This window comes from Paenibacillus sp. KACC 21273 (assembly GCF_028736095.1).
In the GTDB taxonomy this organism is placed as follows: domain Bacteria; phylum Bacillota; class Bacilli; order Paenibacillales; family Paenibacillaceae; genus Saccharibacillus; species Saccharibacillus kyungheensis.
Map to the genome: position 1 here is coordinate 2,932,704 of NZ_CP117876.1, position 23,087 is coordinate 2,955,790.

Consider the following 23,087-nt stretch of genomic DNA (forward strand, 5'->3'; position numbering starts at 1 on the left):
CTCTATTGAATATACAAATGAGTTCAATCATGATTTTGATATAGAATTTGCTGTATAGATCGTGTCTGTACTGATACTTTAATTTTTGCAAATTTTAGGGCAGGTTGGACAATAATCCGATGGAGCCGGTAACTCGTAATGAGCACAACACGTTTTGCGTACACGTTGCGGTTGTTCTGAAAGAGGTACCACACGCTTTTTAGTATAAAATTGTGTCAACGGATTACGCTTTTCTCCAAAGCAATCATTCGGCGCTTCTTGAGTCAGATAATACAGATCGTGCTGTATCCGTTGACGTTGTTCTTCGTTTGCTTCTTTCAATAACCGATTTTCGTACAGTACATATACATAGATCGCTATATTTTCCCATAAAATAGTTCGTGAGATCGAAGACACTTCCGAGATATTTTGTAAAATAGGTTGAAGATGCTCTGCAAATACACGCCGTACAATATCTTCCCGCTGTTGAGCGTATAATTCATTATTGGCTACATCCGCAGATTGAAGATCATATACACTTGGATCACGCAGCAGTAGATTAGGCATCCATGTTTTGCGAGTCGGTAATTGGAAATACGCTGATTCTAACTGACAATTATCAATATTCAGCGAAAATGTTTTGCGATACATACTCATCGCATACAATATAGGACAGACCATCATAAAAGCGTAACGTTTGGAAAACATCGAAGCTGTAAGTGCACGTGAAGATGAACGATACAATGGTTGCAACCGATCCAAATAGGCTGCACATTGCTGAGGATCTAACAAGGCAGAAGAAGTGACACTATACTCATCATCTTCTGCAATCTGATCAGTTAATCTTAATTCTTGATTCAGATACTCCCATTCATATGATTCCCAAGATGTAAGATTAGACAGAGAGCGATTCATGTAAGACTCTCCCCTTTCCATAAGGTATAAGCATTGGTGTACCAAATAAAGGATCGCGTGCAATCTGACAACGCATTTCAAATACCGATTGTACATTTTCTACTGTCATGATATCTTCAGGTCTTCCTTGAGCGTAAATCCCTCGATTGTGTACAGCGATCATATGATGAGCATACCGACAAGCCAGATTGAGATCATGCAGTACCATAACAATCGTACGCCCTTCACGTTCATTCAAATCAAATAGCAAATCCAAAATTTCAACTTGATGCGTCATATCAAGATACGTTGTCGGTTCATCTAACAATAAAGTGTCTGTTCCTTGTGCTAGCGTCATCGCTATCCATGCACGTTGACGTTGTCCACCAGATAATGAATCTACTGCTCGATCAGCTAGTTCCACCATATGTGTTAATTCCAGTGCTCGCTGAACAGCTTGCTCGTCTTGAATAGACCATTGTTTGAGCCAGCTCTGATGCGGATATCTTCCTTGCTTAACTAATTGTTCTACGGTTAATCCTTCAGGAGCATTCGGGCCTTGCGGTAAAATAGACATCCGGCGAGCAATCTCTTTGGTGGAAATATGAGCGATTTCTTCTCCTGCTAACAATATCGATCCATTGTTCGGCTTGAGTAGGCGTGCCAATGTACGTAAAATCGTCGATTTACCACACCCGTTGCTTCCAATCAGAACCGTTATTTCACCTTTAGGAATATGCAGATTCAGATTTTCGATAATAGGATCTGCTCCATATGTGATCGTCATATTTTTTGCTTCGATTTGATCCATCATCTTCCCCCTCCTTGTATGCTCCATGTATTCATGTTAGTGAATATGCTTTTTTTCAAAACCGATTCCGATGTTGATATAACAAATAGATAAAAAAAGGAGCACCGATCGCCGCTGTAAATATACCTGCTGGAATATCAATCGGATAAAAAGCTGTTCGTGCGATAACATCAGCTACAAATACCAGTAAAGCTCCGAGCAACCCCGAGGCAAGTGCAACACTGCCAAATGTACGACCAACCCATCTACGGGCGATATGTGGTGCAATTAATCCGACAAATCCAACTGCTCCAACTACAGCTACCGCACTTCCTGCCAAAATCACGCTTAATAGTAACAACATCAAGCGATGCTTCTGCACTCGTACACCTAGACCTAGTGCTACATCATCACCCAATTCTTGTGAATTAAGACTACGGGCAAAGTACAAAAGTAATGGAATTGCTACTATACATACAGGCAAAATAGAATAAACTTCGCTCCACGTAGCCCCATATACACTACCTGTTAACCAGATATATACTTTGCTTGCTGTAAACGAAGAACTGATCACAAGCATAAAAGTAGTCAGTGCACTCATTCCTGCTGAGATTCCTATCCCAATCAATACCAGTCGCATCGGTGTCACACCATTTTGCCAGGACAATAGATAGATAAGCCCGGATACAACCAGTGCTCCTGTAATAGCTGCCACAGGTAACCAGTCGATACTTAGATGAAATACACTATTTCCATATGAAAGAAATAAAACAGCCGCCACTGACGCTCCACCTGTAATACCGATAATATCTGGTGAAGCTAACGGATTACGAATCATTCCTTGTAAAATAGCACCCGACATGCCCAGCGCTGCTCCTGCTAGCAAACCTACAACAGCACGCGGTAAGCGCAAGCGATACAATACAAAATCATAGTTGCCTGAACTGTGACCGAATATAGCTCTAATCACTTCCCATGGATGTATCCATGTCTCTCCGATTCCTACCCCTATAATGCCAATGATGATCACAAGCGCTATCAGTATCGCCAAAGTACGAACAGATCTTTTTTCTACTTGCATATGAAATCTCGCAGAACGACTGCGTAATGTCCAATATCTATGTTTGTTCATTTCCATGTCACTCCTTTACGAGCGATATAGATAAAGAACGGTACCCCGATAAATGCTGTCATTACACCTAATGGAATCTCTGCCGGTATAATCACTAATCGTGCCACTAGATCTGCTGTCATTAACAACAAACCTCCCAAAGCACCGGAAAATGGGATAATCCAGCGATAATCAGCTCCTACAAGTGCACGTGCAATATGAGGAATAAATAACCCTACAAATCCGACAGCGCCAACTATAGCTACCGAACCACCTGCAAGAATAACAATGATCAAACCAATAACCAGTTTGAGTAATAGCACACGTTGTCCCATGCCTTTGGCAATCTCTTCACCGGTGACAAATAAATTGATCGCTCGTCCCATACATAATGCAGTTATACCTGCAATCGTAAGCAACGGCAGAACCGGTTGTAACATCGCTAATGTTCGTCCACCAATCGCTCCAGCTAACCAGAATAATACATTTTGCATACCTGTTTCATTTAAAACAAGCATCGCCTGTGTAAATGAAGTAAATAACGCCAGAATCGCTGATCCTGCGAGTACAATCTTTATCGGTGTTAATCCGTCTCGTCCTATCGACCCCAATCCATAGACGATCACTGCCGCTACCAATGCCCCTGCAAAAGCAAACCACATCAGTTGCGTCATTTCGGTTATCGAAAATAGCAGACTAGCTATCACGACAAAAAAGATAGCTCCTGCATTAATCCCAAATGTACTAGGTGAAGCTAATGGATTGCGTGTCAGTGCTTGCATTAAAGCACCTGCAACTGCTAGACTGGCTCCTACTACTATTCCGATAATGGCACGTGGCAATCGCTCTGTATACACTACCACGTCTGCTATCGATTCAGGATTGTAATGAAGTATCGCCGCGATCACTTCTTTGAGCGGTACAAAAGTGCGTCCTAGCATCGGGCTAATCGCTAGAACAACGATACATAATAATAACGTAATAATTAATCCGCACCATTTGGCTGTATTGCTTTTGAATAAAACCAATAGACATTCACTCTTTCATGATTACGTTTTGTTAAATGATTGCAGTCACAGGACTACATCTATACTCCTATCCAGTAAATGTGATAAAAGGAGGAGCAGGTGATGTAAACTACCTGTTCTCCTCCTTTATCCTATTAAGAAATTCTAGGTTCTAGCCAATTGCACTTATTTGGTTTGAGGCTTTTCTAATTTGTAGATATCATACAGTTCATCTAACATTAGACCTGCTGAGATATAACCGCCTGCTAGATTCCAATTCACTTCGTTGACTTTATAGATTTGATTGTTTTTATATGCTTTTAAGTTTTTCCATAATGGATGACTCGTCCATTGTTGATAATTTTTTTCGATAGCGGCTTTGTCTGTACCTGAATCGAATACAAAGATCACATCAGCATCCATATCAGGAATACTTTCTTTGGAATTTACTTTGATTCCCCACTCTTCTTGTTCTTGCGATGCTGGGCGGGTAAATCCAAGCTCTTTCAATATCAACCCTGCATAACCCATATAATAAATACGAGCATGATCAGCACGGAAGTTTACGATAGAAGCTTGAATAGGCAAACGATCTCCCATTTTCTTTTTGAAATCAGCTACACGATCTTCCCACGCTTGCAGTAATTGTTTTCCTTTGTCCTGTTCATTTAAAACTTGACCGACCAGATCAAGCGTCTTTTTCCAATCATAGACTTGATCCACCATCACAGTAGGAGCAATCTCGGACAACTGAGCATACGTTGCTTCATTACGGAATTTGGAACCGATAATAAGATCCGGTTTTAAATTATAAATTTCTTCGAGATTTGGCTGTGTTTCAAGTCCAACTGTAGGCACACCTGCCAGATCAGTTTTCAAATAATCATAAGCAGGTTCTCCTGTATGCGCTTCTACTACACCTACAGGTTTTACACCATAAGCGACTAATACATCAGTTGCGCCTTGATATAATGTCACAATCCGTTTGGGTGTTCCTTTTATCTCTGTGCTACCCATTTCATGCTGAATTGTACGTGTTGCTGCTTCTGCGTTAGCATTTTCGCCTGCTGCTTGCGCTGTTGGATCAACTGCACTTTTATTGTTATTTGCACCACAACCCGCAAGGATAATCACAATGATCATCATGATGCACAACATATGTATACCTTTGAACGATTTGCCTTTCAACATGGTCTTTATTCTCCCTTTCTGTTCACTACAATTGATATTGATTCTCATTATTAATTATAGTGAACGTCTTTTCCTTTAACATGGACAATTCAGTCTAGTGCTTGGAATAATCCGTCATTTGTCGTTTTTATCCAAAAACAGTTGACGTACTTTTTCTAATAACATCAGATGTGAAAAAGAGTTATAACAGGTATGCATATGTTGAGTCGTATACATTTCATAGACTGAATCATGCTGTACAGCTTGGAGCTGTTGCCAGATCGGATGAGCACATAAACGGAAAATACCTTGCTCAATGCCAGCTTGCATCCCTACAGTACCATCATGCTGAAAAGGAGTAATCAATATACAATCTGCATCATAATGCAACAAGTCTTCTGGTTGAATTTCAAAATAATGAGCGATATTCTCTACTCCGGCAGGCATTGTAAATCCTAGATCGTTGTACAATACAGCTCCTAGATTGCGCTTGCCATAGATACAGATCTTGCTCTCTCCTACACCAAGAATTAGCAATGAACGTGAACCGAATGTATGTTTCAATTGTTGACGTAATAATTGGGCGATATCTGCATATTGTTCTAACCACACTTGCGCTTCTTGATCTTTACCTACAATTCGTGCAATCGTTTGAAAATGAACACGCCAATCTTCAAAAAAAGGCAATGTGATAGTAGGTGCAATCTGCTCATACATTTTTTCTTTTTGTGACTTTTCAAAATCTCGAAATTCACAAGTCACGATTAGATCGGGTTGAGCATTCATTAACTTCTCCAGATCAGGCTTACTATCTCCGATCGGAATCGTATGTTCAAATTGAGTCGTCACAGGATAAGCATTATTGATAACGGCTGCATAAGGCTCTATTCCAAGCGCTACCAGATGACCGGTTAATAAATGTTTGAGTGAAGCGATTTTGTTTGAATAACGAATATTGTGAATATACGATTTGGGTGAGCGCCCGGTTACGGCTTTGAATTTGCGACTAAAATAAAATTCGTCACTGAATCCTACTTGCTGTGCTACCGAACGAAAAGAATCATTAGACAGCAATAACACTTCTTTGGACTGAGTGATCCGAAGTTCAGTAAGATGCTCCATCGGACTTTTCCCGACTACTTTTTTGAAAGCACGCGAATAATAATCAGCACTCATGCCTGCAATCTCGGCTAATTGATTGCGAGTAATCGATGTAGCATAATGCTGTTCCATATGATCCAGTGTAGCCGCTATCGCTTGATTCATATCAGGTTTCTGTTCTTGAGCATCTTCTTTGAACAAATGGATCAACAGTTCTTGGAAAATAATATTCGCTTTCATCTGATCCCATAAATTCTCTTGATCGTGCTTTTCTTGAATCTCACGCACTCGATCAACAAACCAGCGAAAGTGAGCCACATGAAGCTCATATAACCCGAGCAATTCTATCGGTACAAAACTACCCTGTATATCAGGCTGTAATACATGAAAAGAAAGAATATAATATTCGGTACGAGTATCACTCTCAACCATGATTTTCAGCGAAGCATGTGGTGGAACTAGAAATACTTTTTGCTGATGAAGATCATAGCGATTACCGTTAATAATGATCTGCCCTTTGGCTTCTTTAAATAGTAAAAGACTATGCAATATAGCGTCGTAGCGTGGTAACACTTGATCCGCATATTGCACAGTCTGTAATTTATAAATATAGGAAGGAAATTGTCGATACTGATCTAATATCTTACTCATTACTCGTCGCCTTTCTACATAGATTGAGAATAATTATCATATTTCTGAGAACTATTCTCATTATATAGATTTAGACGCAAAAGTAAATTGTTGTAGCAAATGAGTCTTTGGATCACAGTTGTGCAAATGGATTTTGAATTGTACTTTGACCGGATGGCATACTGCCGGGTACACCTGCTTGTTCTAATAAAGGCTTCACTAACAATTTAAGCGGCCATTCTGCTTTGTCGAACAATACACCATCTATTTCTTGTCGTACTTCTGCTTCAAAAGGTATTTCATCTAACTGCTCAATCAATTGATCTCGTAATACTGTCCATAATATATTTTCTTGTATATCGTATACCGTACATAACGCATCAATAATCGCATACAAGTTCACTTGAATCCCTAACGTCTGCAAATAAAACAATAATTCTGTCGGTGTATCATTGTACAAGCTGTTCGAATAACCCGGGCGAATCATATACTGAGGATCAGCGATACCTTGCTTGCGAAGCCAGGGTAAATGCAATCGTACAGAATCATGATCTCGTAAAAGCATCTGCTTGATATGACCATTTTGCCAGACCAGTACGCTATTCTGTCCATGCAATTCTGGCATTAACCCTAGTCGGAATAATCGCAAATTGATCTGGAAAAAGGTCTGACAGACTTCGCCAAATAATGTACATACCGATTCCTCTGTCACTTGCAGATGACGTGCAATCATCCATTCATCGAAAAAGTGTCCTTCACGCGAAGCATTGATCGGTGCAGGTAAAATTACAGATAAAGCGGACATCGGTAATAATCGTTCTCCTTGCGCACCTGTAATCAATGACTCAGGATAAGTACGTACCATTGCGGCTAGATGTCTCGGTTCATCATCAAATAGACTTCCTGCTTCAGGCATATACGCCCACCAACGATTTTCATCACATAGAAATAACTGTTCATTCAATATCTGATCACGATCCAGCGCTTGTTCTAGCATAGATTGTCCACGCTGCCCGTTTATCAATTTGACAGCCGGCAAATAACGAGAAGCACCCAATGAAAATACACTAAGCGGTAATTTGAGATAATGCGGACTATGATCTATAGGCGATAACGAACGTACCGATGAAGTAGCTTCAAATAGACCGATTTGAAGCTGAAGATCTACCCAATCGCCTTGTTGCTGTGCTGTTGCTAAATATTGAGGCAAATTATACTGCAATTGCCATGGATGAACAGGAATCGCTATATATTCTGCTTGATCTAACCCTTGCTGTTGCATAGCTTGTATGACTTGCTGTTGTTGATCACTAGATAATAGATCAGACATCGGTTCAGACAGATCATTTGCTAATGAACTATTTTGACGATAATCATATAACTGATAATCCAGAACCGTCCTGCCAACCAGAGCTTCGCCTTCCATTACAACATGACGCTTAATAGCAACCCAGCACAATGTCATAGGTTGAGCGAACTCTGCACTATATTGACGATAATCTTGCTCATTTAATCCGACTTTGGCTTTGGATACTGGATGAAAAGGTCGATCTCTTAATGAAGCATACCGCTCCATATGTTGAAAAAATTCGCTGGCTGACAGATCAAATAAAGATATTGGAGCTAAATTATGTTCTAATGACCAAGTAGTCTGCTGAATTGTCTCTTCTAATAACTGCACAAAGCGCTCTACACCGGGTTGTTCTCGATAAGTAGCAGTAAAGCATTGATCATTTACAATCTTCATCAATTGTGTCGGTGTTAATGCGATGATCTGTAGGACAGACGACGGTTGATCTGCTGAAAGCGTATCAGAATAACGAACCGCATACACATGAGTATTGATCCGACTTGCCTCGACGCTATTAGAATATGAATCAGTAGAGTTAGCATGATAAGCATACATAGACGTGCTAGCAGGTACATAACGATAAGGTTGAACAATCGCTGATTTCACAGGGAAAATAATGGTATATGCAGGTGTATCTATAGCCTGTTCCAGAGCAGATGATACAGATAGATCATGTTGGGGCGACTCTATACTCCAGCAATACCACAAGCTATTTTCTAATGTCTTGGTATCCGTTAGCAAAGAAATCGCTGTTAATGATTCTGCTTGCTGGATAGTGGACAGAGCTGATGCCGATGAAATGATGCGATGCTTCAATTCCTCTGTAGACAGCAATTGTAATTGGTGATCTGACCAGACCTTTTCAGCTAGTAATGTATTGATCAAATCTTGCATAATCTGCTCTGATGCTATACTTCGCTTAACTTGCTGTTCTGTCTGCTCTGTATGGGTATGATTGGAAGATACAGATTGTAGATCAATAGATGGATTGTTCTTAGCAGTTAACGGTTCTAAAACTTCGTTCCAATTCATAGCGGTTCATAACCTCCTATTTGATTATCAATATAGATCATATCGGGATGAGGATGACTCAAAAAATCATGATGTGATATTGTCCAAGCGTAAGCACCTGCTATCGAAAATAAAACAATATCTCCTACAGCAATCTGTTCTACTTTTACATCTTGAGCAAGTACATCTTTGGGTGTACATAGTTCTCCTGCCAGTGTTATCGTAATCTGCTCTTGATGTGGACGCTCAAAAGGATAATCCCACTGCTGTATAGCGATGAGTTCAAAAGGTTGATTATGTCCCCATGAGACAGGTAAACGGAAATGATGTGTTCCTCCACGCAAAATAGCGTAATGTTTATGATGATTGCATTTCAGATCAATCACTTCTGACGCATAATATCCTGCATGAGCAACCAGATAACGACCCGGCTCGAAAATAAGTTCTACCCCTGGCAATACGTCTTCATTCCAGATATCATCAAGACCTTTTATAAAAGTATCCCATGCAAAATGAGTATCTGGCTCTGTATAACAAATGCCAAATCCCCCACCTGCATTAACATATTGAATCGATAGCTGGTATTGACTGATCCACTGACTTACCAGTTGAATATACATATTGACCAATTCGACATGTAGCTGTGCATCCAGATTATTGGATACTGAATGCATATGAAATCCAGCTAGTGTTAGTTGTGGCAAAGACTGTACACATTCGATCGCTTCTGCAATCTGCGCTTCATCAATCCCGAATTGAGTCGGCTTACCACCCATCGTGACGGTTCCTGTAGGAATAGTCTTTCTGACATTCACACGCAGTAAAATGCGCACTGTTTTGCTTTTCTGCTCGGCAATCCATGCGATTCTACGAATTTCATGCATACTTTCTGCATGAATCAACATCACATTATGATCAATCGCTTGCTCGATTTCGCTATCTTTTTTACCCGGGCCACCAAAAATAATAGGAACATCGAGATCGATCAGCCGAATAGTATGCACTTCGCCGATCGATGCCGTTTCAAAACCGTCTACAATTGGCGTTAATGTTGTAATAATACGTGGATCAGGATTTGCTTTGACCGCATAAAATAAGTTAGTTCTTGCCGGCATATCCTTTACTTTGCTACGTGTACGTTGACATAATGTATCCAGATCATAAATAAAAGCACATACAGGTTTTCGTGAGATCATATGCGGAGAACGATTTACTTTTTCATCTTCGATAATCTTATGAACTTGATCTATAATTGCAGTAGATACTTGCATTTTAGTTGGAGAAAGTGATGGTATCAACTTTGTATTCAATAGGAATCCTCCTTCATTTAACTGGACATACACATACACATACACATACACATACACATACACATACACATACACATACACATACACATACACATACACAGGAAAAGTTTACTTACAGTTCCGTTTGTGATCTATCTGTATTTATGACAGGGAATTGAGCAAGCTTGCTCTGTAACGCTCGAAAAGCAATTCCTCGTTCATCTCCTAATACAAAAGCATGTACACCTTTGTCAAGCCAGTGCTCATATTGATTGATTTGACGTGGAATAGCGCAATATGGAATCTGTCTGGAAGTCGCGACTTGCTGGATATGATCTAATGCTTGACGCACGAGAGTATGCTCGGTCTGCCACGGTACACCATAAGATTGAGAGAGATCCGCCGCGCCTTCAAGAATCATATCGATCCCTTCTACACTCAAAATCTCATCAATCTGTTCCACGCCTTGAACAGTCTCAATCATCGGTATAATCATAATTTCGTGATTCGCACGTTCCATATAATCCGCCAGATTGTCTCTACCAAAAATGCCCGGCCGTCCGCTATTCATACTGCGTTGCCCGATAGGAAAATATTTAGCCGCTTGAATAACAGCTTCAACCTGCTCTTTGTGTTCCACTTGCGGAATAACAATTCCCATTGCTCCACTATCCAGCACACGTAAGATTTCTTTGGCATTAATTTCTGAAATACGTACTAACGGGGTAATGCCTGACTGTTCTGCGGCTCGAATCATATGCTCAACCGTTTCAGGATTAATCATGACATGCTCCATATCAATAATTACAAAATCAAAACCAGCATAAGCAATCACTTCAATCATAATCGGTGCAGGTACAGAAGCGATCAATCCAAACACTGTCTGCTTTTGCGCTAATTGTTGACGTAGCCGATTGGTAGTTAACATGTTGCATGGCGGTAAGCATATAACGGATTAATGCCGTTTTTGAAGCGTAGCTCACCATCTCCAAATAGTCTTCGTTTGGTTAACTCTTCAATGAGTACGGTCTCAGCGAACAAATCAAAACAGTCAAATCGTTCTTGATGCTGTGGATGTTGCTGTTGATAATCGTGAATAATATCGGCTGTCATTTTCCAAAATGATTCTTCAGGGAATTGGTAATGTTGCTCCAAAAACATACATAGTTCTGTTGCCGCAATAAAAAAGAAAGCATCATATGAAAAATCGCGTACATCTTCAGGGCGATCTGTTTTGATAAATGAATTGCGATTGATCTTCGCATGACTCGCTGGCTCAGGTGTTAGATCAGGGCATAATTCAGGCTCAGCCAGATGAGCGACAGAGAAACGGACACCATCATGAAAATCTTTGAGTGCAATCCGTACAGGCCATCCTTGCTGATGAATCAAAATAATATTTTGTCCGTGTGATTCCATTCCTATTCCATGAGCATATAACATATGGATAATCGGAGTGACTGTTGCTTGTAACATCGCATATGTCCATTGCGCTACCCCATATTGTCGTATCCACGAATCAATCAAAGGAACACCATTGGATTGCACATGGCATAGTCCATTAAAAGGAACTCCATCTTCGCCTTCTTTCAAATAAGTATGCAGACTTTCACGCCAGATCGTTCCTAAAGAACCATAAGTCTGTGCTTGGCGATATTCTGGCAATTTCTCATAATCAAAAGTAATGCCTGCTCGCTCACGTAACACTATAAATCCAAGTTGTTGTGCTGTTTCATTTTGTTGAATCAATTGAGTTAGCCAATCTGTAATCAGCGATCCATTAAGCACGGTATGCCCTGCTAAAATACGTGCTGTCGATGTATTCGTAATACTGAGTGCCATTTTGAGATAAGGTGCTTCCGGTCTAGTCTGATTGCCAAGTGTACGAATAGATTGCTGTGCATAATAAGCATCATTTCCATAACCCAGCGGAACAATCTGTTGACTGGCAAGTTCGCGGTAAAAAGCAGCACTGATTTTGTTTTTCCACTGCCACGGGTGAGCCGGAATCATATAATAATCGTTACTGTTCAACTGTTGCTGTTGTAATCTCTCTTGGAATTGTTGCCATTGCGCTTGTCCTAATGCTTCTTGCATAAATGAGTCATGATCATCCACACCAGTTGAAAAAGCCGCCCGACTGTATTGTTTTGATACAGCTAACCAGATGGGATACAGCGATTGTTGAAATTCGGGGCCGTATTGAGCATTATCTTCTAACGTGAATCCGATTCTAGATTTGTAACATGGATGGTACGGATGACCGTCTTTGATCTGTCCTTCTAAAGAATCATATTGACGTTGCTCTGCGGTTAGTTCATTTTCTTGCGTATCTGCTTGAGATTGTAAGTCTTTCAAAAGTGTCTGCTCTAGCTCATTGCGAAATTGTTGTAACTTTTCACCTTGTTGTACTTGTTGCAATACTTCATTCAGAAATTCATGCAAACGTGCAGTCTCTTGTTGACCATCTGCGGATATACGTGTAACAGGCATCTGTTGTAATCTCACTCTGCCAAAACTAAGCATACGCTTACCTGCACATGTATATTGCACCACTTGCTGATCTGTATTCTGACCGGCTATTGTGAACTGATGCGGAGACTGTTGATTGATAGCCGTATCATAAGCGGATTCTGTCTGAGTATAAGGAAGAATATCTTCATAAATAATCGCTTGCATTAATTGACGAATAATTCGTTGCTCTACTGCTTGAAAATGTTCGGAGTGTAGCGCTTGAATCATATAAAAAGGATCAGCAGGTTGTGTTGAAGATACCGTTGAATACGTTGGACGTTGTTGTGTAAAAGACATTATTTCACCTCAAATAAGAGTAGTAGTATTTGTATCAAATTGCAGTCATACGATAAGCAATAGTAAGCATTGCAAAATCGGTTGATTATCTGTTGGCTATATATAAAGGATTAGGAATATCGAGAAAAGAAGGCTGATCTCCTTTGGCTTGAAAACAACTAATAAAATTGGCTTTAGCTGGTAACGTTTCTACGTGTAGTAAAGATTCAATCAGACGGGAAAGACGGACATGTTGTGTTGATTGTGCTTGTTCGTTCCATCTAATCAATTGCTGTTGTACGATATTCCAATAATGCTGTTCACTGCACTGTTCATAGTGAGCAATCGTATGAATAAGCGAGCCTAAATGATTGACTACAAAATAGTATTGTGTTCTAAGCCATGCTGTATCAGAATCGTATAACACATGACTGTCTGCCTCGATCAAAGGCTGTATCCACTCTTCTACCGCCGGGCAAGTGCGATCAATACTTACTCCTTCCAGATCACGTACATAATAACAAGCAGGCAATCCATCTTTTAAAGAAATTAACGAATTTTGTAGATGTGCTTCAAAGCTTATTCCGTAATCTGCAAAAACACGTAATAACGATAAAAATGTTATTTCTGTATAGTGTGATAACCATAAGGATAGATCAGGCATTGTATCTGCCGAACCCTGCCCAATAACCGATATTAATTTGGGTTCGTCAGAATGAGGTGCTTTTTCTAATAGTGAAGCCACTACATACGTATGCTCAGGATCAATACGTTGTGGACGATAAATCACTGTCATAGCAGAAGTCCATTGTTCTTGTTCTGCTAATGTCATCTGGATATCATCATTAGTCTGATTATGACTAGCTGACTTGTTATGATCTAATCCATCATTAAGAGATCGATCAGTATTCAATTGTGTAAGTAGCAACTGTACTTTCACCGAGCTATACCCTGTTTCTGTTAATACTTTGAAATGATTTGATTCAATATCTGTCCGTTGATGATCTATAATTCGAGCTGCATCGATTGTACGTTGGGCTTGTTCGGTTGTATTTTCACGAATAAGATTGGTAATTCGGATATGCAAAGGCAACTTGTATCCTCTGCCGTCTTGCTTATTCCATACTGTTCTGACAGAAGAAGTCGGATATACTTCATCACCTAACGATCCCAGTAAAATAATGTGTTGATTCTGTATCGCTTGTTGCACGATAGATAATGTCTGGATATAGTTCACTTGCCACGGATGCACCGGTAATAAATGATAGTGATCACACAGCGATCCTAATCGTTCTTGGGCTTGCTGACGTACTGCTGGCGAGATAGATTCTTGTCTTGCTTGCTCGTGTAACCAGTGTTCATCTATATATGCAGAATGTACAGCTAGATAATACAATTGAAAGCTAGCTCCCATTTCCGGGCTATACAGTGATAGTTCAGATAATGAGAACCCTTCGGAACTTTTGGGAAATGGATGAAACGGATGACCTGCAATCAGCGATTGTTCTGAATAGATATAATCTTGTTTATCTACAGGATGCTGAGATAGATGATGATTATAATAATGTTCCATTTTGGTGAGACTGTTCTGGATTCGTGCTCGCATCAATTGCCTTTGCGAATCACGTTGCTCGGTCTCTGTATAATGACTTAATTCTTCTATAACGTAATCAATCAATTGCACAGCCGTTATCACTTCTGCTACTTGTTGCTCGTTGATCAATACAAATGTATCGATATAATGATGCTGTCCGATAAGCGAATCATACGTAATCCCTGTCTGTATCCAGCGTTCTGTAAAAGGAAGCTGAATCAATATAGATGTATACGGCTGTTCACTTTCCAACTGTTGTTCAGATACAATGTGCTGTTGTAATAGCGGGAAATTCTGAAGTACAGTGGTGATCTTAGGATCAAATTGCTTCGTTTCTCGCAAATAACTGTTAAGCAATGCTTGTATTGTTGAAGTCAATGCCAGCAGATGATCGGTATGCAGATGATGTTGATATGAATTCATACAATTGTGATTATCCGTTGTTTGCTGTATTTTACTGTTATTATGACGGGTATCTACAGAAGACACATTATGCACTCCTTTTCGTATGATGAATAGACTTCGTCGGTTCTGCTGTCTGACGCATAAAAAAGGCAGCCGGAATTGTTACTAAAATGATGATACTCAATACCCAAAATCCTTCATTGATCGTATGCAATGTACTGATGGCATCGGAATTGCCATATCCGATAAGCTGAGTACGTCGAACTTCGTAATAGACCGAAATAATCACGATACCAAGCGAAGAAGTCATACGGCGAATTACATTATTCATTGCTGAACCTTGAGATACGAATTGTTCAGGAATCGCATTTAATCCTGCTGTTGTTACAGGCATATTGGATAATCCTAAGCCCACTCCGCGCAATATCATAAGTACAAAGATCACCCAGAGTGGTGAATCCAATTGGAGCATCCCAAGCATAGCTGTAGTGATACAAGTCACCGACAGACCTACAAGCACAATCATTTTTGGCCCTTTACGATCAAGATGTTTACCTGCAATACGGACAAATATTCCTGTAAAAATCGCAGACGGTAAAAACACCAACCCTGTAACCATAGCGCTATATCCGTATACATTTTGCACCAGTAAAGGAACCATAAAAATCGTAGCAAACATCGCAATAGCCTGTACACTCACTACGACGACACTAAGCGCATACATAGGAATATTGAAAATTCGTAAATACAGTAGCGGTTGCTCTTTGGTTAATTGCAGACGTACAAAGATAATTAACAACACGATGCCTACACCTATAAGAACCAGATTCGACCAGACAACCATATCGGCTAGATGCTTAATTTGACCCAGTGTTAGCAAAATAATGCCGACTCCGAGTGTCACTGTAATAAATCCACTCCTATCAAAAGTACGCTTACGATCAGCAACAGAGTGTGGCAAATATTTCAGCCCAATCATAAGCCCTAACAGACCGATCGGTACATTCATCCAAAATAACGACTGCCAGCTTCCCCATTCAATCATCAATCCGCCTACTGTCGGTCCAATAGCAGGTGCAACCATAATTGCAATTCCCCAGATACCAGTTACACGACCACGTTCATTTTTGGGAAAAGCATCAAATATGATTGCTAGCGAAAGTGGAATCATTAGCCCGCCTGCAATACCTTGCAAACCTCGAAAGCAAATAACAGACACTAGATTCCAGGATAGCGATCCAAGTACTGATCCCAGAATAAATAGAAGTAGACCGAGTAAATAGATTGTTTTTTTACCAAAACGATCTCCTAGATATCCTGTTAATGGCATCGTCATTCCCATACCTAGCAGAAAAGTAGTAATAATCCAGCTTGTTGAACTAGCGCTACTGTGAAAAACATTCATAAATTCAGGAACAGCCGGATTGAGCGAGCTGTTATTCAAAATCACTGTAAATGTCCCTAATAAAATACTACATAAAATCATCCATTCAGACGAAATAGTAAACCTAGAGCTGTGATGCTTCATTATAATGTAGAAGTCTGCAAAGTCTGATACGCTGTCGTTACAGCTTCACCAAAAATACGAGTTACTTCTAACACTTGTTCTTGTGTAATAATCAGCGGTGGTAAAAAGCGCATTACTGTAGAGTGTCTACCTCCGACTTCAAGAATCAATCCACGTTTCAGACATTCTTGTTGAATCAGACTTGCTAATTGTGGATGTGCAGGATAGTGCCCTAGATGATCCATTATTTTCTGATCATTAACAATCTCGACACCGATCATTAATCCACGACCACGAATATCACCGATACATCCTGTCTGTTGTTGAATATGTTGCAACTGTTCTACCAGTAATGCACCCATTTGAGTCACATGTTCAGGGATATGGTGTTCACGAATATAGCGTAGTGTTGCAAGTCCTGCTGCCATAGCCATCTGATTGCCTCTAAATGTACCGATATGAGCGCCCGGATTCCATTGATCTAACTCTTTGTTATAGATCACTACAGATAGCGGTAAGCTTCCTCCGATTGCTTTGGACAATACCAATACATCTGGAATAATTCCTGCATGTTCAAAAGCATATAACTTACCTGTCCGACCTAGTCCTGTCTGTACTTCATCAATAATAAGTGGAATATTGCGCTCTTGCGTAATACGGCGCATTTCGCGTATCCATTCGACAGGAGCAGGAATAGAACCACCTTCACCTTGTACTACTTCAAAAATCATTGCACATGGCGATACAATACCACTTTCAGGATCATCGAGAAGATTTTCGATATAACTGCTACTGATCTGATGGGTCTGTTCTCCTCCTACTCCGAACGGGCAACGATATTCATAAGGATACGGCATAAAGTGAACATCAGGGATTAGTCCATTCACTCGTTCTTTTTGCCCCAATGTACCGCTCAGACTCATTGCCGCATGGGTCGATCCATGATATCCCCCTTGAAATGATAAAATGCTACGCTTACCTGTTGCAGTCTTGACTAACTTTATCGCGGCTTCAATCGCATCACCACCGGTAGGTCCACAAAATTGTATTTTGGCATTTTGTGCAAACGATGGTGGCAGACTTGCAAATACTTCTTCTACAAATTTTTCTTTAAGCGGAGTCGTTAAGTCCAATGTATGCAACGGATGTTTGCTGGTCAGCAATTGTTGCATCGCTTCTATCACAACAGGATGATTGTGTCCAAGCGCCAAAGTTCCTGCTCCAGCCAGACAATCATAATAGACTTTGCCATCCATATCGGTAATATGAATACCTTCAGCTTCTTTGATCACAATCGGTAATCGGCGAGGGTATGAACGAGCATTAGACTCTCTTTCAGATTGGCTTTGCAAATAACGTGTATTTTGAGATACGGCTGAATCTACAGTTTCTATCATCATAATCTCTCCTTTGATATTGATAATCATTTTCAATTAGGCACTTCTCTAGTATATGGAATAAATTACTAGACTCCATAGACATTTACGTCCTGTATTTGTACAAATACTACATCTTCATTTTTAGGAATCGTTATCACAAAAAAGACGACTCTATATAGGAGCATATAGAAATCGTCTTTTCTTTAGATTATTTAGAATATTTTTGATAAGTCCACTGACTGGTAAGCTTCTGTATTTCCTCTGGATTGAAAAGCGTTGAATCAAGTGTATCTGATTGTAATGTAGTATCTACTACGATCTGTTGGTCTATAAATTGACCTCTAATCCAGACATAATGCTTGTGGATAGGCAGTGCTATCTGCCAATGCTCTGTTTGTGTTTGCGATTCGCTAGATAGATAATGACGCCACTCCACAGCAGTCCAATCTATAGCATCTGTTGATAAAGCGACCGGTACATGTGGAATAAAGCTACCTGCTCGTACCAGTATAATAATCGGGATCTCACCTTCTGTTATATGATGCCATGTCGAGCCTGTATATCTCTGACCTGTCTGATAATCGATCCATTCTCCAGATGGAGTATATACATCTCTGGATGTTGTTCCTTGTTCTAAGATTGGAGCAATTAATAGATCTGTACCTAGCAAATATTGATCTTCAATCTGCCAGGCACCCGGCTCATTGGAATATTCAAGTAATAATGGACGTAACAATGGAATCCCTTGCTCTGCACTTAGAACAGATTGCGTATAAATATAAGGCATTAGCCCGTATTTTAAAGATACTGCTTTTCTAAAATCTTCTACAAACTCTTCGTCATAATGCCACGGTTCTTTGGGTGGTGCTCCATGACAACGACTATGCGAAGTCAGCATACCAAAAGGCATCCAGCGGCGATACAATTCTCGCGGACTTTGATGGACAAATCCACCAATATCATGACTCCAAAATGTAAAACCACTTAATCCTAAAGACATCCCTGCTCGCAAAGACGCTGCCATACCGTTATCGGTATTCTCTACATCTCCACCCCAATGTAGCGGATAACGTTGACTACCCGCCCACGCGCTACGTGCCCAGATAATAGACTCGCCGGTGACTTTTTGCGTAATCTCAGAGACTGCTTGATTATAACGAAGAGGATATAGATTATGCTCTTTCCATCCTTGCTGACGAGAATAATACGATCCATGAATCGGTGCACTTTCTCCAAAATCTACTTTGATCGCACTGACTCCTAGATGTAACAGTCCAGCGATCTTTTGTTGATACCATTTCACTGCTTCAGGATTGGAAAAGTCTAAAATAGCATCTTCTCCGGCAATATAACCGTTCCCATCACTGATAGCATATCCTTTTTCAATGATTTCTTCGTATAAAGGATTAGATGGCATAAAGTAAGGATATTGCCATAAACTGATTCGGTACCCTTGCTTACGTAAATCAGTGATCATTTGCTCTGCATTATCAAATCGACTGCTTGAAAATTGATAATCACAACGCCAATCATGTTCAAACCAACCGGTATCCAGATGAATGACATCACAAGGAATCTGATGCTCTTGTAATTGATAAGCGACTTCTCTTACTTCTTTTTCAGATTGATACGTAATACGACTCATCCATAATCCGAACGACCACAATGGCGGAACGGTAGACTTGCCAGTTAATGAGGTGTAGCTGGATAATATGTCTTTGGGTGTACCGAAAAAGAAAAATAAATCTAACTCATCTTCACCAATATAGATTGTATTTGCTCCATCAAAATGATGCCCTACATCACAGGTCATCGGACAACTATGATGAAAAAACATACCATAGCCACGATTGCTCCATAATAACGGAATCGGCTTATACATATCTGCGGTCTGGGCGCTTAATGGATCATAAGTAAACCAGTTAAATTTTTGTCCTCGCTTATCCATTTTCAAAAAGGATTCTCCACCACCATATAAACGTTCTCCTGGAGATAGAGCAAAACTCGCCGCCAGACTACGATTCATATCTTTGGCAGATCGGATAAAACAAAACGGTGTTGGATCAGAACTGAGAATAGAAGCCTGATCTGCTAAATGATGTGTACGTGTTAACAGCTTACCTGTTGCATCTCGAAATTCTATTTTCCAGGGAGCATACTTTATCGTCACTGAACCATAATCACTGATATACGTAGTCTGTTCTGCATCATGTTGATGTAGTGCCCACTCTGTACTGACAGGCAATTGCTGTTCTACTAACATCAGGCTATGACGGGGTTCTAACTTCGATTGGCGAGTTGCTAACCGAATCCGAACTGTTCTGGCATCGACGAATTGTAAACAAAAAGGAAAAGAAGGTGATTCTTCATACGCTGGAAATTCCCACGATTCTGTGGTGGTAAATGGTAATGTATATTTTCCAAAATCCAATCGGGGCTTCCGTGAATATCGTTCCCACCGTATCTGACCTGTCGCTGTCTCAGGATCGAATTCCTCTACCCGCATTCCCATAAAATATGTATTTTCGATACGTCCAAATTCTTTGCTCATGTCTATCGGTTCGCCAAGTAACGGTGTATCATATAATCGAATCATACGTTATTATCCTCCTATACTATATAGTGTATGAAGTCATTGTGACAGCAAATAAACCAAAATTGATAACGGTTACATATGAGATTATTGTATACTTTTGAGTAACAGTAACCTATGCCTATTCTATGTATTATTCGCACAATATTACGATTTTATTGAAAATGGGTTGTAACGGAGGTTCATTGCAGATGGAGATATCACCACCTTATGAAATTACACAGATTCCTGATAAAACATTTCCTATTAATATTTTTCATGTTACAGAACCAAATTGGCGCTGGGTTCCATTACACTGGCATGAACATTTAGAATGGATGATTGTACAAAAAGGTTCTTTTCGTGTTCAAGTCGGTACTGAGCATCAAGATATTACAGTTGGAGATATTGTTTTTGTAAATACACGCCAGATTCATGCTGCTTTTCCTTTGGAAGAAGATACTGAACTGATATGTATCGTATTTAACGAAGCATTGATTCGCAATATACAATTGGATCACACTGAATCACGTTATATTCGTCCGCTTTTAGAGAATCGTCTGACGCTGCCCGCGATTTTCACCAGAAATCATCTATTATCTCAGCATATTACGTTTTATTTGCAACAGATGATTATTGAGTATGAGCAATCTACGCAAGGTTCAGAACTGCTGATTAAATCGTATTTACTGGCTTGTATTGGTTGGCTTTATCGAATGGCAGAACAGGATCTTACCCAGTTACCAAAGTCCAATCTGAACCCATCTTATATGCAGCCTTTATTTCAGCATCTCAGTCATCATTTCCGAGAACATATATCTGTGGAGACTGCTGCGAATCTATGTCAACTTACTCCTACTTATTTTTGTTATTTATTTAAAAAGACGACTGGCAAAACATTTATCGACTATACCAATATGTTACGTATTCATGAAGCAGAGCAGTTGTTACGCTCCGGGCAATGGAATATCAGTGAAGTCGCATATCATTGCGGATTTGCAAGCTTAAATTATTTTGGCAGAGTGTTTAAGCAATACAAGCAAATGTCTCCTAGTCGGTGGCTTCAACATATTAAAGAATAAATATACGGTCTGAAGGGGCATTTTTGTGTATAGTGTGTGTGTTTCTACGTATGTCGTAAAAAGCAGTTTATCTTTCTCCATCCTTAAAATACAATAAAATGGAAATTAAACCATATAAAAGGTGGGGTATTTATGTTGATACGCAAGCAGATTGCTATTCTTTTATCCACGCTATGCTTATTTACATTACTAGGGTCATGGACTTGGAACTCTGAAGCCGAAGCAGCAGGCACTTGGAAGCAGATCTGGTCAGATGAATTCAATGGATCAAATGGAACAGGTGTAGATGGTTCCAAATGGAATTCAGAAACAGGTGCTGGTGGTTGGGGGAATAACGAGTTACAGTACTATACCAATCGTACCAATAATGCTTATATGGACAATGGCAATCTGATTATTCAAGCGTTGAAAGAAAATTATAATGGTGCTCCTTATACATCTGCTCGCTTAACAACAGCTGGCAAATTTGATGTGAAATATGGAAAAATCGAAATGCGTGCCAAACTGCCTTACGGTAAAGGAATCTGGCCTGCATTCTGGACATTAGGTAGCGATATCGGTAGCAATCAGTGGCCGAATAGCGGTGAGATCGACATTATGGAATATGTAGGACCTAATGCTCCTAATACCGTATACGGAACGATTCATGGGCCTGGTTATTCCGGTGCTGGTGGTCTATCCGCAGGGTATACAATCGGTGAAAATATCAGCAACGCTTATCACACCTTCTCTATTGAATGGGAACCTAATGTGATTCGCTGGTATGTTGATAATAATTTATATCATACTCGTACATCAGCAGATATCGGCGGCAACAAATGGGTATTTGATAAACCGTTCTTCTTATTACTTAATCTAGCTGTAGGTGGCAACTGGCCTGGATATCCTGACGCAAGTACTACATTCCCACAAAAATACGCGATCGATTATGTACGTGTATTCCAACGTTCTGGAGACACAGGCAATATTGTAGCACTCAAAGCGACAGCGAATAACAAATATGTAGCAGCTGAAGATTATGGAAATGCTCCTCTTCTAGCTCGTTCTACTACAGTCAGTGATTGGGAAAAATTTGAGCTTATCGATCTTGGTAATAATAATGTTGCACTACGCTCTATGGCGAACAATAAATATGTATCCGCTGATAATACCGGTGCAAGCCCATTAATCGCTAATAAGACTGCGATCGGAACATGGGAAACATTCCAAATGGGAACCACAGCGGATGGGAAGCGAACATTCAAATCATTAGCGAATAACCTCTATGTCTGTGCAGACAATTACGGAGATAGTCCGCTTATTGCCAATCGCAGTACAGTCAGCGGTTGGGAAGCTTTTGAAGTCATTAAGCAATAATATCGATAACTTATTCTGTTGAAAATGAATAAGCTATTGTTGATGTCAGATCTATCTTATTGTGCTGAC

General features: G+C 40.0%; 16 protein-coding genes. 2 read left to right on the top strand and 14 right to left on the bottom strand.

The window, feature by feature from the left end:
• Nucleotides 1-78: 78 nt before the first annotated feature.
• From PQ460_RS12930 to PQ460_RS12995, 14 genes are all read right to left on the bottom strand, one after another.
• Entirely contained in the window at nt 79-894 is an 816-nt protein-coding gene (locus PQ460_RS12930) for an IucA/IucC family C-terminal-domain containing protein (RefSeq protein ID WP_274170041.1), read from the bottom strand.
• On the bottom strand, nt 875-1,684 hold the full coding sequence (locus PQ460_RS12935) for an ABC transporter ATP-binding protein (RefSeq protein WP_274170042.1): 810 nt from the start codon (nt 1,682-1,684) through the stop codon (nt 875-877). Before PQ460_RS12935 ends, PQ460_RS12930 begins: the two co-directional genes overlap by 20 nt.
• Before the next feature lie 55 nt (nt 1,685-1,739).
• Complete coding sequence (locus PQ460_RS12940) at nt 1,740-2,795, bottom strand: FecCD family ABC transporter permease (RefSeq protein WP_274170043.1); 1,056 nt, start codon at nt 2,793-2,795, stop codon at nt 1,740-1,742.
• Nucleotides 2,792-3,802: a FecCD family ABC transporter permease gene (locus PQ460_RS12945; protein WP_273616125.1), complete on the bottom strand. Its 1,011-nt coding sequence runs from the start codon at nt 3,800-3,802 to the stop codon at nt 2,792-2,794. The genes PQ460_RS12940 and PQ460_RS12945 overlap by 4 nt, the downstream gene beginning before the upstream one ends.
• A gap of 165 nt (nt 3,803-3,967) precedes the next feature.
• Nucleotides 3,968-4,972 (bottom strand): ABC transporter substrate-binding protein, encoded by a 1,005-nt coding sequence (locus PQ460_RS12950; protein ID WP_274170044.1) that lies wholly within the window; start codon nt 4,970-4,972, stop codon nt 3,968-3,970.
• Nucleotides 4,973-5,086: 114 nt separating this feature from the next.
• The gene (locus PQ460_RS12955; protein WP_274170045.1) at nt 5,087-6,703 is read right to left on the bottom strand and encodes an AraC family transcriptional regulator; all 1,617 of its coding nucleotides are present in this window, start codon (nt 6,701-6,703) and stop codon (nt 5,087-5,089) included.
• Nucleotides 6,704-6,815: 112 nt separating this feature from the next.
• Nucleotides 6,816-9,065, bottom strand: coding sequence for an IucA/IucC family protein (locus PQ460_RS12960; protein WP_274170046.1), 2,250 nt, complete (start codon nt 9,063-9,065; stop codon nt 6,816-6,818).
• Nucleotides 9,062-10,354, bottom strand: coding sequence for a type III PLP-dependent enzyme (locus PQ460_RS12965; protein WP_274170047.1), 1,293 nt, complete (start codon nt 10,352-10,354; stop codon nt 9,062-9,064). The genes PQ460_RS12960 and PQ460_RS12965 overlap by 4 nt, the downstream gene beginning before the upstream one ends.
• 112 nt (nt 10,355-10,466) lie before the next feature.
• On the bottom strand, nt 10,467-11,261 hold the full coding sequence (locus PQ460_RS12970) for an HpcH/HpaI aldolase family protein (protein ID WP_274170048.1): 795 nt from the start codon (nt 11,259-11,261) through the stop codon (nt 10,467-10,469).
• Nucleotides 11,255-13,144: an IucA/IucC family protein gene (locus PQ460_RS12975; RefSeq protein ID WP_274170049.1), complete on the bottom strand. Its 1,890-nt coding sequence runs from the start codon at nt 13,142-13,144 to the stop codon at nt 11,255-11,257. Before PQ460_RS12975 ends, PQ460_RS12970 begins: the two co-directional genes overlap by 7 nt.
• Nucleotides 13,145-13,229: 85 nt before the next feature.
• Complete coding sequence (locus PQ460_RS12980) at nt 13,230-15,206, bottom strand: IucA/IucC family protein (RefSeq protein WP_274170050.1); 1,977 nt, start codon at nt 15,204-15,206, stop codon at nt 13,230-13,232.
• Between the two features lies 1 nt (nt 15,207).
• Nucleotides 15,208-16,650 carry an MDR family MFS transporter gene (locus PQ460_RS12985; RefSeq protein ID WP_274170051.1) on the bottom strand — a complete coding sequence of 481 codons (1,443 nt, stop codon included), beginning with the start codon at nt 16,648-16,650 and terminating at the stop codon, nt 15,208-15,210.
• Nucleotides 16,650-18,026 (bottom strand): aspartate aminotransferase family protein, encoded by a 1,377-nt coding sequence (locus PQ460_RS12990; protein WP_443147156.1) that lies wholly within the window; start codon nt 18,024-18,026, stop codon nt 16,650-16,652. Before PQ460_RS12990 ends, PQ460_RS12985 begins: the two co-directional genes overlap by 1 nt.
• A gap of 190 nt (nt 18,027-18,216) precedes the next feature.
• A complete protein-coding gene (locus PQ460_RS12995) occupies nt 18,217-20,604 on the bottom strand; it encodes a glycoside hydrolase family 31 protein (RefSeq protein ID WP_274170052.1) in 2,388 nt (795 codons plus the stop codon).
• A gap of 188 nt (nt 20,605-20,792) precedes the next feature.
• On the opposite strand from PQ460_RS12995, the gene PQ460_RS13000 reads away from it, so the two are divergent.
• The gene (locus PQ460_RS13000; RefSeq protein ID WP_274170053.1) at nt 20,793-21,662 is read left to right on the top strand and encodes a helix-turn-helix domain-containing protein; all 870 of its coding nucleotides are present in this window, start codon (nt 20,793-20,795) and stop codon (nt 21,660-21,662) included.
• 132 nt (nt 21,663-21,794) lie between these two features.
• Nucleotides 21,795-23,018, top strand: a complete 1,224-nt coding sequence (locus tag PQ460_RS13005) for a glycoside hydrolase family 16 protein (RefSeq protein WP_274170054.1) — start codon at nt 21,795-21,797, stop codon at nt 23,016-23,018.
• Nucleotides 23,019-23,087 lie beyond the last annotated feature (69 nt).

Excerpts from the sequence above, each read along its gene's own strand:
- PQ460_RS12930 (WP_274170041.1), bottom strand. The coding sequence starts at position 894 with ATGAATCGCTCTCTGTCTAATCTTACATCTTGGGAATCATATGAATGG.
- PQ460_RS12935 (WP_274170042.1), bottom strand. The coding sequence starts at position 1,684 with ATGGATCAAATCGAAGCAAAAAATATGACGATCACATATGGAGCAGAT.
- PQ460_RS12940 (WP_274170043.1), bottom strand. The coding sequence starts at position 2,795 with ATGAACAAACATAGATATTGGACATTACGCAGTCGTTCTGCGAGATTT.
- PQ460_RS12950 (WP_274170044.1), bottom strand. The coding sequence starts at position 4,972 with ATGTTGAAAGGCAAATCGTTCAAAGGTATACATATGTTGTGCATCATG.
- PQ460_RS12955 (WP_274170045.1), bottom strand. The coding sequence starts at position 6,703 with ATGAGTAAGATATTAGATCAGTATCGACAATTTCCTTCCTATATTTAT.
- PQ460_RS12960 (WP_274170046.1), bottom strand. The coding sequence starts at position 9,065 with ATGAATTGGAACGAAGTTTTAGAACCGTTAACTGCTAAGAACAATCCA.
- PQ460_RS12970 (WP_274170048.1), bottom strand. The coding sequence starts at position 11,261 with ATGTTAACTACCAATCGGCTACGTCAACAATTAGCGCAAAAGCAGACA.
- PQ460_RS12975 (WP_274170049.1), bottom strand. The coding sequence starts at position 13,144 with ATGTCTTTTACACAACAACGTCCAACGTATTCAACGGTATCTTCAACA.
- PQ460_RS12985 (WP_274170051.1), bottom strand. The coding sequence starts at position 16,650 with ATGAAGCATCACAGCTCTAGGTTTACTATTTCGTCTGAATGGATGATT.
- PQ460_RS12990 (WP_443147156.1), bottom strand. The coding sequence starts at position 18,026 with ATGATAGAAACTGTAGATTCAGCCGTATCTCAAAATACACGTTATTTG.
- PQ460_RS12995 (WP_274170052.1), bottom strand. The coding sequence starts at position 20,604 with ATGATTCGATTATATGATACACCGTTACTTGGCGAACCGATAGACATG.
- PQ460_RS13000 (WP_274170053.1), top strand. The coding sequence starts at position 20,793 with ATGGAGATATCACCACCTTATGAAATTACACAGATTCCTGATAAAACA.
- PQ460_RS13005 (WP_274170054.1), top strand. The coding sequence starts at position 21,795 with ATGTTGATACGCAAGCAGATTGCTATTCTTTTATCCACGCTATGCTTA.